Origin of the sequence: Enterovibrio makurazakiensis (genome assembly GCF_050336585.1) — a bacterium.
GTDB lineage: Bacteria > Pseudomonadota > Gammaproteobacteria > Enterobacterales > Vibrionaceae > Enterovibrio > Enterovibrio gelatinilyticus.
The window spans coordinates 187,360-202,524 of the sequence record NZ_JAKJSE010000004.1; the positions used below are offsets into that span (position 1 = coordinate 187,360).

At 38.1% G+C, this 15,165-nt stretch carries 14 protein-coding genes; all 14 read left to right on the forward strand.

From position 1 onward, the window contains the following. Positions 1 to 10 precede the first annotated feature (10 nt). The 14 genes from rfaH to L4D06_RS00975 all read left to right on the forward strand — a co-directional run bounded on the left by rfaH (position 11) and on the right by L4D06_RS00975 (position 15,158). Entirely contained in the window at positions 11 to 508 is a 498-nt protein-coding gene (gene rfaH / locus L4D06_RS00910) for a transcription/translation regulatory transformer protein RfaH (protein ID WP_429737536.1), read from the forward strand. 94 nt (positions 509 to 602) lie between these two features. Further along, positions 603 to 1,703 carry a Wzz/FepE/Etk N-terminal domain-containing protein gene (locus L4D06_RS00915; protein ID WP_429737537.1) on the forward strand — a complete coding sequence of 367 codons (1,101 nt, stop codon included), beginning with the start codon at positions 603 to 605 and terminating at the stop codon, positions 1,701 to 1,703. 17 nt (positions 1,704 to 1,720) lie between these two features. Further along, positions 1,721 to 2,854: a non-hydrolyzing UDP-N-acetylglucosamine 2-epimerase gene (gene wecB, locus L4D06_RS00920; RefSeq protein WP_429737538.1), complete on the forward strand. Its 1,134-nt coding sequence runs from the start codon at positions 1,721 to 1,723 to the stop codon at positions 2,852 to 2,854. 1 nt (position 2,855) lies between these two features. Continuing rightward, positions 2,856 to 4,121 carry a UDP-N-acetyl-D-mannosamine dehydrogenase gene (gene wecC, locus L4D06_RS00925; protein WP_429737539.1) on the forward strand — a complete coding sequence of 422 codons (1,266 nt, stop codon included), beginning with the start codon at positions 2,856 to 2,858 and terminating at the stop codon, positions 4,119 to 4,121. Then, positions 4,122 to 5,159, forward strand: a complete 1,038-nt coding sequence (locus tag L4D06_RS00930) for an N-acetylneuraminate synthase family protein (RefSeq protein ID WP_429737540.1) — start codon at positions 4,122 to 4,124, stop codon at positions 5,157 to 5,159. Continuing rightward, positions 5,156 to 6,301 (forward strand): UDP-N-acetylglucosamine 2-epimerase, encoded by a 1,146-nt coding sequence (gene neuC / locus L4D06_RS00935; protein WP_429737541.1) that lies wholly within the window; start codon positions 5,156 to 5,158, stop codon positions 6,299 to 6,301. Before L4D06_RS00930 ends, neuC begins: the two co-directional genes overlap by 4 nt. 154 nt (positions 6,302 to 6,455) lie before the next feature. Then, positions 6,456 to 7,166 (forward strand): acylneuraminate cytidylyltransferase family protein, encoded by a 711-nt coding sequence (locus L4D06_RS00940; RefSeq protein WP_429737542.1) that lies wholly within the window; start codon positions 6,456 to 6,458, stop codon positions 7,164 to 7,166. Between the two features lie 5 nt (positions 7,167 to 7,171). Next, positions 7,172 to 8,122, forward strand: a complete 951-nt coding sequence (locus L4D06_RS00945; RefSeq protein ID WP_429737543.1) for a 2-hydroxyacid dehydrogenase — start codon at positions 7,172 to 7,174, stop codon at positions 8,120 to 8,122. A gap of 9 nt (positions 8,123 to 8,131) precedes the next feature. Further along, on the forward strand, positions 8,132 to 9,376 hold the full coding sequence (locus L4D06_RS00950; protein ID WP_429737544.1) for a lipopolysaccharide biosynthesis protein: 1,245 nt from the start codon (positions 8,132 to 8,134) through the stop codon (positions 9,374 to 9,376). A gap of 17 nt (positions 9,377 to 9,393) precedes the next feature. Further along, entirely contained in the window at positions 9,394 to 10,731 is a 1,338-nt protein-coding gene (locus tag L4D06_RS00955) for a type 2 periplasmic-binding domain-containing protein (protein WP_429737545.1), read from the forward strand. 233 nt (positions 10,732 to 10,964) lie between these two features. After that, positions 10,965 to 12,290: a polysaccharide pyruvyl transferase family protein gene (locus tag L4D06_RS00960; RefSeq protein ID WP_429737546.1), complete on the forward strand. Its 1,326-nt coding sequence runs from the start codon at positions 10,965 to 10,967 to the stop codon at positions 12,288 to 12,290. A gap of 262 nt (positions 12,291 to 12,552) precedes the next feature. Further along, positions 12,553 to 13,506, forward strand: a complete 954-nt coding sequence (locus L4D06_RS00965) for a hypothetical protein (protein WP_429737547.1) — start codon at positions 12,553 to 12,555, stop codon at positions 13,504 to 13,506. Beyond that, on the forward strand, positions 13,507 to 14,643 hold the full coding sequence (locus L4D06_RS00970; RefSeq protein WP_429737548.1) for a glycosyltransferase: 1,137 nt from the start codon (positions 13,507 to 13,509) through the stop codon (positions 14,641 to 14,643). Further along, positions 14,640 to 15,158, forward strand: coding sequence for an acyltransferase (locus tag L4D06_RS00975; RefSeq protein WP_429737549.1), 519 nt, complete (start codon positions 14,640 to 14,642; stop codon positions 15,156 to 15,158). Before L4D06_RS00970 ends, L4D06_RS00975 begins: the two co-directional genes overlap by 4 nt. The last annotated feature ends 7 nt before the right edge of the window (positions 15,159 to 15,165 follow it).

A 15,165-nucleotide genomic window follows, 5' to 3' on the forward strand; every position in this document is an offset into this window, starting at 1 on the left:
GAGAAATATAATGAATTCATGGTATCTGCTCTATTGTAAACGCAGCGAGCAACAACGCGCAGAGCAGCACCTCAAGCGGCAAGGCGTCGACTGTTACTATCCACAAGTGACGGTTGAAAAAATTCGCCGCGGTAAAAGAACACCACAGCTTGAACCTCTCTTTCCAAACTATGTGTTTGCTTCCTTTGATCCTGAAAAAATTGCTTATACCACAGTGCGTTCAACCCGAGGTGTTGTTGATTTTGTCAGGCATGGAGCCGTGCCTTGTACCGTTCCGTTCGATCTAATTTTGAGCTTAATGGCACATGAAGATTCGGATGAACAGCGCGAGCAGCTAAACGACATGTTGAAGCCGGGTGACCAAATCGAAGTGTTGGGTGGGCAGTTTGAGGGTTCAGATGCGATCTACAAAGAAGCGGATGGAGAAATGCGATCTATCTTGTTGATAAAACTACTCAATCGTCAGGTGGAAGTAACTACTGAAAACAGCGTGCTGAGAAGAAAGTAGTACAAATATTCGACATGACATTTTGGCTATCGCGTACTTTAGGGACGACACCTAAGGGCGGTAGCTTGGAAGAATGAAATAACAAAGGTGGAAAATGAAAACAAGTGGCAGCAAGGATGTTAGCACCAGGTTAAAGCCGGATCTTGGGGAAGTTATAAACATTAAATACATTCTACAAATGCTTTGGAACGGAAAGTGGGTGATGATTACTAGCATCTGCTTTTTTATGACGATGTCTTTTGTTGTGAGCTCATCAGATAAAGAGGTTTGGACATCAACAGCTAAAGTAACAGTGCCAGCTACTCATGATGCGCTCGTCACGACAATGTATGTCGAACAGTTTAAGCCTGGCTTTGGGAAATTTTATAGCGACGCTACTCTTTTTAAAGATGAGAACGTTTTATATGTGGATTCTGGATCTGTAAATGCTTACGCTGATCTGTCTGAAGCTGCTAACTCAGACACATTATTTGGAAATTTCGTTTCTATATTCAATAGCAATACCACAAAGGCCGAATTTCTTAGATTTAAAGAGAAAAATGAGGGCGAAAATCCTATTGTTTACTCAATGAAGGCAAGCTTTTCCGATCGTGAAAAGAGAAATGCTATAGTTGTATCAAAGTCTGCCAGTGGCGAAATGAGTCAGAAAAATCTCATGGAGTATGTGGAGTTTGTCAATGAAAAGCAAAAGGAGGCCTTGTTATCAAAAGTGAAATCTCTATTAGACTTTTATAAGTTTAGACTTGAAGGGATATTAAAGGAAAAAGAAGTTCTCGCGCTAGAAAAAAAGCGATTGGTGCTAGAGGAAATTAGTCTAGCGCTTAGTATAGTTGAGCCGTTAGGGATTGATAAACCTCTCGTTGATTTATATTATGAGCCAGATCTACCGATTGCGCTAGGTTCTGAAATATTGAAAAAAAAGTTTGAGAAAATTAGCGAGATAAAAGATTTAGGAATGGTCGATCCAACTATTGGGCGAATAAAGATTAAAATTTCTATGCTTGGTGGTGACTCATACTCATTGGAAAAAGCGAGATTCACAAGCTATGTGTCCAAACCTTCAAACCCTGGAGGTCATGATAAGAAAAGAATGAGCAAGTTGTTAATGATTGGGTTTATTCTAGGCGCGATGATTGGAATTTCAATTCTACTACTCGTTAATTTATCTCGAAGCGCTAGGTCTAGCCTTAAATAAGAGTTTTAAATGAAATTATGATTAAAGTTTTGTGTGTTTTTGGTACGCGACCAGAGGCCATTAAAATGGCTCCTCTTTTTAAAATGCTTTGTGAAGACAGTAGATTTGACTCTAAATGTTGTGTTACAGCACAACATAGAGAAATGCTTGATCAGGTGTTGGACCTATTTGATATTGAGCCCGATTACGATTTGAACATTATGGAGCCTGGTCAAAGTTTAAATCAAACGACCTCAAAAGTCCTTTTGAAACTTCAGCCAGTGCTACAAGATTACAAGCCTGATGTGGTTCTTGTTCATGGTGATACAGCAACAACATTTGCTGCGAGCCTAGCATCATACTATGAGCAAGTGGACGTGGGTCACGTAGAAGCGGGTTTAAGAACTGGCAATATCTACTCACCATGGCCTGAAGAAGCAAACAGAAGGTTAACTGCATCAATAGCCAAATTTCATTTCGCACCTACCAATAAATCTAGAGATAATCTCCTATTAGAGAACATTAGTGACGAGAATGTGATCGTTACAGGTAATACTGTTATAGATTCACTTCTTTTAGCAAAAGAAAAATTGGAAGAACTTAATGAAGCTGATATGGCTAAAAGTATTCCAAATATAGATGGTAGTAAAAAGATTATTTTAGTAACGGGACATCGTCGCGAAAATTTTGGTGATGGATTTGAAAATATTTGCCATGCATTGACTGATATCGCTAGTAGTCATGACGATATTGAAATTATCTACCCAGTTCATTTAAACCCAAATGTAAGAGAGCCAGTAAATAGGATTTTAGCTGGTCATCATAATATTCGCTTGATTGAACCTCAAGAGTATTTGCCATTTATTTATTTACTTACTCATTCACACATCATTTTGACTGATTCTGGTGGTATTCAAGAAGAGGCACCGTCTTTAGGTAAGCCAGTATTGGTTATGCGAGATACAACTGAGCGACCAGAAGCTGTAGAAGCAGGAACGGTTAAGCTGGTAGGGACAAATAGAGACTCAATCGTTACAGCTATAGAAAAGTTGATTACTGATGACAGTGAATACAAGGAAATGAGTGTTGCTCATAACCCTTATGGTGATGGGAAAGCTTGCGAAAAAATCATCGAACATTTAGCGAATCACTACAAAAATTCCGAGGAATAAAATGTCTCTTCAAACAATATCTGTAATCGGCCTTGGTTATATTGGACTGCCAACTGCAGCGATGTTTGCATCAAGGAAAAAGAAAGTTATTGGTGTGGATGTTAATCAACATGCGGTAGATACGATCAATCAAGGGAAAATTCACATTGTTGAACCTGACCTAGATATGATCGTACATGCTGCTGTATTGGAGGGTTATCTTGAAGCCACGACTAAGCCTAAGCCTGCGGATGCATTCTTAATAGCAGTTCCAACACCATTCTTACCTGCGGATAGCGACGCCATTCCAACTCCCGATTTATCATATATTGAGGCGGCGAGTAAGGCGATTGCGCCTGTATTGAAAAAAGGTGACCTTGTTATACTTGAATCGACATCCCCTGTCGGTGCGACAGAGCAGATGGCAGAGTGGCTAGCGAGTGCACGTCCAGACCTTTCATTTCCTCAACAAGCAGGAAATGATGCAGACGTAAATGTTTCGCATTGCCCTGAACGTGTTCTTCCTGGTCACGTAGTAAGAGAATTGGTCGAGAATGACAGAGTTATAGGCGGTATGTCAGCCAGATGCTCTGAGCGTTCAGTAGAGCTCTATAAGACATTTGTTCAGGGTGACTGCGTTGTAACAAATGCACGAACAGCAGAAATGGCCAAATTGACTGAAAATAGCTCTCGAGATGTGCAGATCGCTTTCGCAAACGAACTTTCAATGATATGCGATAGATTGGACATAAATGTATGGGAGCTGATCTCTCTTGCAAATCGTCATCCGCGCGTCAATATTCTAGAACCTGGACCAGGTGTTGGTGGCCACTGTATTGCTGTAGACCCGTGGTTTATTGTATCTAAGACTCCAGAAGAAGCTCGCCTCATTCACACTGCCAGAAACGTCAACGATTCAAAGCCAGAGTGGGTGATAAACAAAGTCAAGTTAGCCGTTGCCGACTACCTGCAAAGAAACACAACAAAACAAGCCAAGGACATAAAGATTGGTTGCTTTGGATTGGCTTTCAAACCTAACATTGATGATTTAAGAGAAAGTCCAGCAGTTAATATTGTCAAAGCTTTATCAGAATGGCATACGGGAGAAATATATGCCATCGAACCAAATATAACGAACCTGCCAGATAAACTTAATAACATCACATTGACAACAAGCTCAGCTGCTGTAGAAAATTGTGATATTTTGTTAATGCTTGTCAATCATAAAGAATTCTATGGTTTAGATTTCGCCGACAACGTCGTCATTGATACTAAAGGCATCGTATAGATGGAAAAGTTCACGGTAAATGGTTTAGAAGTAGGCGGGCCTGATTGTTATATCATAGCGGAAATTGGGCAAGCTCATGATGGAAGTCTAGGCAGTGCACACGCCTATATCGACGCGGTTGCGCAAGCTGGAGCAAATGCAGTTAAGTTTCAAACTCATATTGCCAGTGAAGAATCCACAAAGCATGAACAGTTCAGAGTGCGAGTTTTTCCACAAGATGAAACAAGATACGAGTACTGGAAAAGAATGGAGTTCACAAAAGAGCAATGGAAAGGGCTCTATGAACACGCTCAGAGAGTAGGGCTAGACTTTCTGTCCACACCATTTTCTGCGGCTGCTGTTGAACTTTTAGAAGAACTTAACGTTCCTGCATACAAGATTGGTTCTGGTGATACCGGTAATACTGCGCTCTTGGAAGCAGTAGCAAAAACAGGGAAACCAGTACTGCTTTCCAGTGGTATGTCCTCTTTTGTTGAGTTGGAAGAAAGTTTCGCATCTCTCAAAGCAACTAACAGCCTGGGCTTATTCCAATGCACTACCTCTTATCCTTGCCCCGCTGAGGAAATTGGATATAACGTCATTGACGATTTAGCTAGCAGATTTCAGTGTCCAATTGGTCTATCAGACCATTCAGGTAAGATCTATCCATCTTTAGCTGCTGTTGCTAGAGGCGCAAAGATGATTGAGGTACACGCTGTATTTTCAAAGAGATGCTTTGGACCTGATACCTCTAGTTCCTTGACTATCGAAGAACTAACGGAACTAGTAGAAGGCGTAAGGTTTATTGAGAAAGGTCTCAATTGCAAAATTGATAAATCATTGATGGCAAGCAATAGACAAGAAACAAAAGTACTGTTTTCACGAAGTGCATTTTGCATTAAAGAATTGAATGCTGGTGAAATACTCACTGAGGCTCATTTTGCAATGAAAAAACCAGGCGGAGGTCTTTCAATAGAAGAGGCGAGAAACCTTATTGGCAAAAAGGTAACGAAAAATCTTGGATTTGACGATTACATTTGTGTAGGAGACTTTCAATGAGAAAAATACTCGCCATTCTTGTAGATAGAGCAAACTACGGAAGAATGAAGCCAGTTTTGTCTGAAATCATGGCGGATGATGGCCTCGAATTAGAAGTATTATGTACCGGCACCATGCTATTACCTCGATTTGGTAATGTCGTTGATATTGTAGAAAAAGATGGATTTCCTGTAACAAGCCGAGTCTACATGGAAATTGAGGGCTCAAACCCAACGACGATGTCAAAGAGTATTGGGCTTGGTATTGTGCAGTTTTCTACCGAATTTGACAGAATTAAGCCGGATTTTATTCTTTTGATAGGCGACAGATATGAGGCGTTGTCTGCTTCAATATCTGCTGCATATATGAACCTCCCAATAGCACATATCCAAGGTGGTGAAGTTTCAGGTTCCATTGATGAAAGTTGCCGCCACGCAATAACAAAATTCAGTCACCTTCATTTCCCATCGACGCAGCGCGCTGCCGATTACATAGTGAAAATGGGAGAGGCTAAAAACTCAGTGTTTAACGTCGGATGTCCTGCGGGTGACTACATATTGTCACTTGCTGATGATCTCGCTCCAGAAGACATTGAAGGTGGAATCGGTGCAAGAATCGACTTAGATAAGCCTTATCTACTTGTCATTTTTCATCCTGTAACTACCCACAAAGATACACGATATGAAGTGGAAGAGATCTTAGCAGCACTAGCGGATATTGGAATGCAGACTATATGGCTTTGGCCAAATGTTGACGCTGGTTCTGACAGAATATCCTCAGCGATTAGATCATTCAGAGAGAACAATGATACAAGTTGGCTGTATCTAATCAAAAACTTCAAGCCGGAAGTGTTCCAGAAAGTGCTAAAAGGTGCAACCTGTGCAGTCGGTAACTCTTCCAGTTTTATTAGAGATTCTACTTTTAGCGGCGTACCTGTTGTGCTGGTTGGTGATCGACAAGTTGGTCGAGAACGTGGCCAAAATCTTATAGAAGCCGACTTTAGTCGCAGTAGTATTCACGATAAAATCGAGCATCAAATCCAGCATGGTAGATATGAAAACTGCAATATCTATGGTGATGGAAAAGCTTCAAATAGAATTGTGAGAATTTTAAAAGATTTTGAACCTAATATACAAAAAACCATCAGTTATATTGAAGATTAAATGCTGAATATTCTCAATGTAAACATCAGGATGTTATTAAACACCTGATTTTGATATATACATTGTTATAAGAGGTATCGGGTGGGGGGATGGATATACTCCACCCGATATAATTTCATTTATATGATACCAAATAATTATCAAAGTGCTAATAATGGATAAATCGGTAAAAAAAATACTAGCAATAATACCTGCTCGTGGTGGTTCTAAAGGCGTCAAAAGAAAAAACATCAGAAGTGTTGGTAATAAGCCGCTTATATATTGGAGCATTAAAGCAGCTCAATCTTCGACATTGATAACAAGCTATATTGTTTCTACGGATGATGCAGAAATAAAAATGGTAGCTGAGAGCTTTGGTGCTAGTGTTTTGGATAGAGAAACCAAACTAGCTGAAGATAAAACACCGATGTTACCTGTTCTGCAGGATGTTTGCTTAAACATTGAAAGAAAGCAAAATGTCACATTTGATGCAATCCTGCTTCTACAACCAACAGCTCCGATGAGGACAGAGAAGGACATTGATAGTGCAATTGAGTTATTTCTATCTGATAGCGAAAATAGCTCTTTAGTTAGCGTATATCAAGTTGATGATTGTCATCCGTCTCGAATGTATCGAATTTCCGAAAACTGCCTTGAGAAAATATATGAAGAACCGAAAGGCTCACTAAGGCAAGACCTTGAGCCGATTTATCATCGCAATGGCGCAATGTATATCTGTTCAAGAGATCTGTTGATAAAGGAAAATAAGCTAGTTTGCGATAAACCAATTCCATTCATTATGTCAAAAGAAAGTTCGGCAAATATTGATGATGAGCAGGACTTACTTATTGCAGATTTTCTAATGAAAAAAAGAATAGAGCAATAGTTAGCATGAAAAGAAAAGTGGTTGTCAATCTTGAGCCAGAAGGATATTCAGATAAAGCAAAAATGCTCTTATCGGAGCACTTTGATTATATTGAGTGTTCAGAGATAAATGATAACAAAGATATTTTAAAGAAAGCTAATGGTATAATATCTAGGCTCAATCATCAGCTAGATGAGGAGTTCTTGAAGAACTCTAATGCATTAGAATTCTTAGCCACAGCAACCACTGGAACTAATCATATTGATACTGATTTCACCAATGCTAATCAGATTCAAGTGATATCCCTTAAAGGAGAGGTGGAGTTTTTAAAACGAATTACACCCACGGCAGAACATACATGGGGATTGTTGATTTCGTTATTGAGAAACTACAAGTTTCACCTAAGAAATGTTGAATCTAGAAACTGGGATCGAGATAGTCAATATGGCACTCAGTTACTTGGTAAAACTATAGGTATCATTGGCCTAGGAAGACTAGGTTTAATGGTCGCTGACTATGCGAAGTGTTTTGGTATGAATGTCATATATAATGATATTGAAAGTCGAGATCACTGGGCTAAAAGTGTCAGCCTCGATGTTCTAATGAGAACATCAGATATCATCTCAGTACATGTGCCATTGAATACAGACACTGAAAAAATGTTATCTATTGATGAATTCGACGTGATGAAGGATGGCGTATTCTTAGTTAACACAGCGAGAGGTGAAATAATTGATGAATCGGCACTCATGGAATCTTTGAAAAGTGGAAAAGTTGCTGGTGCGGCACTTGATGTGTTGAGTGGCGAAAAAAAATGGAGAGGTGTAGTTCCTTCTGATAATCATCTTGTAGAATGGGCAATTCAAAACACCAATCTTATTGTTACTCCACATATTGGTGGTGCATGTCCTGATGCCATGAGAATGACAGAAGAGTTTGTTGCATCCAAAATCATCCAGCATTATACAAAAATTTAGAGAATGACTGTGCCAACAAAAAACTTGTTTTCGAGAGTGGCGAACACAGCATCTATCAACATAATTAGGCATGCCTGTCAACTACTTCTAGGTATCGTCATAGCTAGAAATCTGTCTGTTGAAGACAAGGGACTTCAGTATTTATTCACATCATTTTCGGGAATACTTGCTGTACTTTTGTCTTTTGGATTTATAAATTCCCTTGTGTATCACCTGAAGAAGTCACTCATCGAACTGAGGGATGCAAAAAAAGCGTGCCTGATTATAAATCTGGCAACAGTGATGTTGTTATTTTTGATAATTCTGATATTTAAGAGTTATTTTGAATTAACACTCAATACTGAGGATATATTTTATAGTGAAATCGGAGCTCTGTTTATAATCTATGTGATTGCATCATTGAATAACCTTTTTTTGAATTCCTGTTTACTAGCATTTTCATATTTTAAAATATATTTTTTCACATTTGCTGTTAGTGCTGTTGCGAGTCTATCAATCATTATCCTAGGTATTGTATATTACGGATTTGATATTGTTGACTGTCTTATTGTATTGACAGTCATTGAGTCGCTTAGTTGTACGATAGGGGTCTGCTTCTTCTTTAATGAGTTAAAGAAGAATGGTTACGAAGTAAAGAATACCGAAGATACAAGCATTACTAAGTATGCACTCAGCGCCTATTTGGGTGTTTCAGGAAGTACATTAACAAGCCAAGGCGATGCTATGATATTGGCATCATTGCTATCTCACGAAAGTATCGGTATATATTCCGTAGCTAAGACGTTCTATCGTTTCTATATCATAATCCCTCAAACAATTAACAATGCACTGTTTGGTTATCTATGTGAGAACTCAGTACCCAAAGCACTGAAAGTGATAAAGAAAATCATCATGTCTTTTACCGGTGTATCTTTGGTAGTGATTAGCGTCTCATATCTTTTCTTGAAAGATATTATTGTCTATTTATATGGCGAACCTTTTTCTGTAGCTTTTGAGCCTGCAATAGTACTTGTCATTGCCGCTTCATTGATTGCTATGAGCGCTTCGATAAACCCCTTATTTTTGGCTTTCAACCAGCCACTTACATCCAGTCGTATAGTTTTGATTAGTGGTTTCGTTGCTCTGTCAACATGCGTAGTCTTAACAAACAACTACGGAGTTGTCGGTTCTGCTAGCTCCGTATTAATTGCTGCTATTTGTACATTCTTGCTAAGAATGTTCTACTTGGTCAAGTTTAAAGATAAATATATATAGTTTGGAAATTAATTAAAATGAGAAAAGAAGTTACAATTGTCATCGACTTTAAAATTTATCTCTACCTTTTTGAACCGATCATCAGAAAATTTAACGAAAAAGGTGTAAAAATACACTTGGCCGTGCCTGAAGTAATGCATAACGATGTGAAAAGAATTTTCCCAGACATAGCTTTTGATTTTGTTAATTTTGAGAGAATTAAAAAAGAAAATCGATTGAGATTTATTCTACATCGTGCATGCTCACTTCTGTTTACTCGAACTGATTTCTCTTTTCAATTTCAGAAGAAGCGACAACAACTCGTCAGAAAGAACACGGGAACTCAAGGTTTTCTTCTTTGGCTTTCGAAGTTTATGCCAAAAGTACCAAACAAAAGCATCAATCGCTTCCTAAATGGCGTAAGCCGTATTGGCTTGACTAATCCCTATCCAACAGAGTTGATTTTAGTCGGCACACTTAACGCTTCTGCGGAACTACTTTCAGCCAAGGATCAGACGGTAGTAACTGTTATGGAAAGTTGGGATCATGCAGTAAAAGAACCTAATGGATACAACTCACATCTTGTTTATACATGGAATGACTCTCTTGCAAACGACTGGGTCAAAAACCAAGGAGAAAATAATTGCCGTTCCCTTTTCCCTTTAAAGTTGAGATATCCATTAGAAAACCGTAAAACACCGATCAAGACTGACTCTTCAAAGAAGAAAAAAGTAGCAATGTACGCTATATCGAGTACATCTCGATTTAGTGTCCCTGTTATGACCGATCTCGATATCAGGATTATCGAAGATCTGATCAAAGCGACTAGGGAAGCTGGTTGGACGTTAATTCTCAAGCCTCGTCCAAATGGTACAGAAGGCGAGTTTGACCACTATGCAGAGCATGAGCATGTTGAAGTTATGGATATCGGTGAGCATGTTGAGAACCCAGCTAACTACTATCTAGATGACGAGTACAACAAACTACGTTTCTCATCACTTGATGATGTTGATGTTGTTATCAATGCTTTTTCAACATTTGGCTTTGATGCTGCGTGCTACGGTGTGCCAGTAATTCAGCTAGATCTGAGACAGAATGCATCGTATTTGGATTCCTATCTTGTATTTAATAACTACCACCTAAAGACACATGTGCTTGGTAGAGAAAACGTATTCAATGTGATTGATCAGCCATTGGAAGTAGCTTTGAAAGAAGCACTAACTGTTGACTTGTCGTTTGCCGAGGGCTATTCACAAGAAGTCTATGAATGGTTGACCAGCGGTTTAAATATTGATGATGCTTTAGAAGAGTTTTATGTAGATGTTATGGATGTCATGTCCAATCTACAATTGACCACCGAATCGTCAAAGGCGTAATCATTACGCATCGCAAGTTTGCCTAGACAGATCCAGAAAATGATGCTGTTTAGGCAAACTAAATATAAACAATGAATTGGACTAAAGTTGCTGATAAAACTCTAGATGAATATCGGTACTGGCTCAGTAAAACGATATGCAAAGGTCACAAATAAATAACTTCTTCGTATATTTATTTACCGGGTGAATTTGCATGGTTTTATCATACAGAAACTATTAAATAAGTAAAAACTATGAAATATGCTATAACACACTGCTATACAGATCATAATAAAGGCGATGCAGCGATTATCATTTCGACAACGCAACTGTTAAGAGAAATTGATAAAGATGCCGAGATTAATATGTTTTCAACGTTTGGTCCAAACGACGATCAGTTCATAAATGAACATGAGTTTATAAAAAAATTCTCCAAGCGTATCTACCCTGGGATGTTCTATCAACCTAGACCTGTAATTAAAGATAATGACAAATCAAGATTTCTTCACCTACTGTGGATTCTAGTTAAATTCACGGTATTGTTGGCAACACGAAATAAAACAGTTCTAAAAGCATTTTTCACGCCATTTGAACGTGAAGGAATTGAAAAATTTTTAGAGTCTGATGTGGTTATTAGTAAGGGTGGAAGTTATATTACTGCTCAGAATAAGTCTCTACGTCAGTCTATATCTCTTTTTAGCATGTTGTACCCTTTTATTCTTGCAAAAAGATATGACAAGAAGATGGTGATTTTTAGTCAATCACTGGGGCCAGTAGTCGGGTCATTCAATAAATGGATGACTAAATCATCATTACGTGGAATAAAGAAAATATTTCTGAGAGAAAAGGTTTGTTTGGATCTGTACCCTGAGGTTAACGAGCTTTCCGAATTGGTTGATATTGAAATAATTCAAGATTCCGCATTTTTTTTGGAGAGTGATGAAGAACTATCTAAGCATGATCTGAATATTGATTCTAATAATTTTAATGTAGGTATGACACTTGTTGACCATGCATTTAAATACGTAGCAAGTGAAGAAGAGAAGCAAGAAAAAATAAATAATTACAAAAATGCAATCACAAATAACATTAAGCGCTTGATTGATGATCATAGTGCTTATATTCATATATTCCCTCAAGTAATTGCTAACAATTCTCACCTAGGGCACAGTGATGTGCGTATTTCGAAAGAAATTGAAGATTCATTCAGAAACACTAAATATGATGGACGAGTAAAGTATCATTTTGCAGACTACAATCCAATGCAGTTGAGACAAATGTATAGCGAAATGGATATGTTTATTGGGACAAGGCTTCACTCAGTTATTTTCTCGTTGAGTCAGAATGTACCATCGATAAACATTGCTTACCACGGCACTAAATCTCAAGGTATTCTTGGAGCAATAAAGGACTTTGAGAACAACGTTATCAGTATAGATAATATTACGACCGAAGTATTAGAAGAGAAGATTGATTACGTAATCAACAATCGAGATCTTCTCATAGATACGTTAGTGTCTGAAAACGCCAAGATTAGATCTGTATTACTGGATGCTATGAAATCCGTAACTAAACTTTAAAAGGCAATATTGAATCATGGTTGTAGGAAGGGATTCTATAATACGTTTTTTACTGGTATTCATTCACATTGCCACAGTGACAAATGCTGTGTTTGTCAATGTTGGAATAAAGTACATATATGTAATCCCATTTTTCATTCTGTTATCTTTTCTTATATCTACCGGTCTTCAGGTAAGGTTGCTGGAAAGATTTGTAATGCATCAGATATATTTTATTCTGCTACTATTATCTCTCTTCTTCTCGACATTGTATGTAGATAACTTGAAAGATGCGTTCGTAGCATTTGGACTTTATGCATTACCAGTAGTAACATGGGTACTCATTTATAGTAACAGTAGAAAGATTGAATACGTAAATATTTTAATACCTAATGTCTATATAGCAGCTGTAATTGGGTATTTGGGTGTTATTCAATACTTTGTTAGTCCTACTCTCTTTGATTTAATACCGCTTGATTCTAATGCATTAAAATGGGCTCAGGGTAAGGATTTCTCCGAGTATTCAACTTACCTCAGATCCACCTCAACGCTTGGCAGTCCACAAGTTTTTGGATTGTATTGTGCTCTTTTTTCTATATTGAGTTTCAGATATATCAAAGAAATTGGCTATTTCGGTTTTATTCTATTGATTCCTGGTTTATTGGGTGGGGGAATAGTTACAAGTAATAAACTATTCTTTGTTGTCGTATTTGGATATTTTGCATATCTTATAGTAAGTAACTTTGTAAAAAACATTAAATTGGTTTTTTTTGCGTTTTCTGTTTTGAGCGTTGTCGCTATAACCAGCACATTCTTTATGGATAAGATACCTATCTTGGAAAGAGTGTTTTCAGTTGAGTCAATTATTGCTCAGGAAAAAAACGATAGTCGAATCGGTCGTTATATTTATATAGTGGGTCACTCTGATCCATTAGTCGGTCATGGTCTAGGCACAATTACGAACAAGTCGGTTGAACCGATTCGAGCCCCTGAAAGTTATTTTTTTAAAGTATATTATGAGGCTGGCTTCGTCATCACTTCATTACTACTTCTACTCTGCTTGTATAGCTATTTAACTGCTAAGCAGCACTGTGAAAAGGATGCTGCAATTGTTGCTCTGACTGTTTTTGGAATGATCGTGGTTCATGCGTTTGAAAGTCCAGTATTTATAATAATCTGGGGGCACCTGATAGGAGTCGTACTCATGAATCATAATAAAGAAGTGGTGAAAGTCTAGATGGAATTCAGAAAACCAAGTGTTCTGATTAATTTTGGCCCATTGAAAGCCGGTGGTGGCCAGAATGTTGCCTTAAATTTTATAATGGCTTTGTCGGAGAGAAAAGAACTACCGTTCACACCATTTTTTACTGTGAGTGAAAAATCTCAATTACATCGTGAACTTGAAGAGAGTAAATGGAAATACAACTTGGTTATTGTTTCAGGTAATCCATTGGTTAGAATGCTTCAAGAGTTGACTAATGTAACATCTTTTATTGTTAAAAATTCAATAGATGTGGTCTATTCGTACTTTGGTTTTGGCATTTACTTGAAGTCGGTGAAGCAAATTGTCGGTTCCGCGGATTCGAATCTTTACTTTCCAGAGGTCGATTTTTGGAAAGATGAAAAGGGCTTCGCTAGAGTTAAACGTGCACTTGTAGATAAATATCGCATATTTGGCCTTAGAATAGCTTCAGGTGTTATTTATGAAAATGAAGCTATGTGTGATAGGGCTGACGAGCTTTATGGCATAGATAATAAAGTCTTGATTCTACCTTCAATTGCAGTTTCCAATCGAAATGAATCTGTTGATTTTCAGCTTGAAGCTGGAAAAATTAGAGTTTTACTACTCTGTGGGTGGCAGAAGAATAAGAATATTCTGATTATTCCACAGTTGGCCGCCACCTTAAGGAAACAGTACAAGAATATCGAGTTTGTCATTACAACAAGTGATGATGGATCGAGCTGTGCGCGTGAGTTCTTTGATTTGGTAGACAAACATCAAGTTCAAGATATAGTGAAGTGTATTGGGGTTGTAAAGAAATCACAATTAACGTCTTTATATTCTCAATGTGACTATTTATTTTTGTTAAGCAAACTAGAAAGTTTTAGCAATAATATTATTGAAGCATGGCAGTTTGATGTTCCGCTTGTGATTTCTAATGAAGAGTGGTCGAAGTCAATTTGTGGTGATGCCGCTTATTATGTGGATCGAGATGATATAAATGAGATAGCTCGTGGTATTCTTGAGCTGGAAACTGACATAGAAAAGAAGCAAAGACTAATTTATAATGGCAAAAATCGTTTAGACATGTTCCCCACTGTAGAACAGCGATTAGAGCAAGAAATCAAGTACATCGAGAGTTTTATCGAATGAAATCATTTCTGGTAGTTAGCTACGAATCCTTAATGGGATTGATACTGTCCTTACCACGCTACAGATTCTGCATTTTCCTGAAGACATGTCTGCTAGGTTTGGTCGGAGCAAAGTTTGGCAAAAATGTAGACATTTATCCCGGTGTGTGGATTTGTCCGGGCCGAAATTTGGTTGTTGGAGATAACGTCAACTTAGCAAAAGACGTCTTGATTACGACTTCTGGTGGCGTGAGTATTGGAGACAGAACATTAGTAGGCTATCGTACACAGATCCTCTCGAGCAATCATACCATCCCGCCTATAGGTCAGCCGTTTCCGATATCCGGAGACCAGCACTCAAAAGTTGTGATTGAAAATGATGTTTGGATTGGGGCCAATTGTGTAATTACTCCTGGCGTAACAATAGGTGAAGGCGCTGTAATCGCAGGTGGCAGTGTTGTCACCAAAGACGTACTTCCAAATACAATCGTTGGCGGTGTGCCAGCAGTTTTCATTAAGAACAGACCCTCCCAGTGATCGGAAT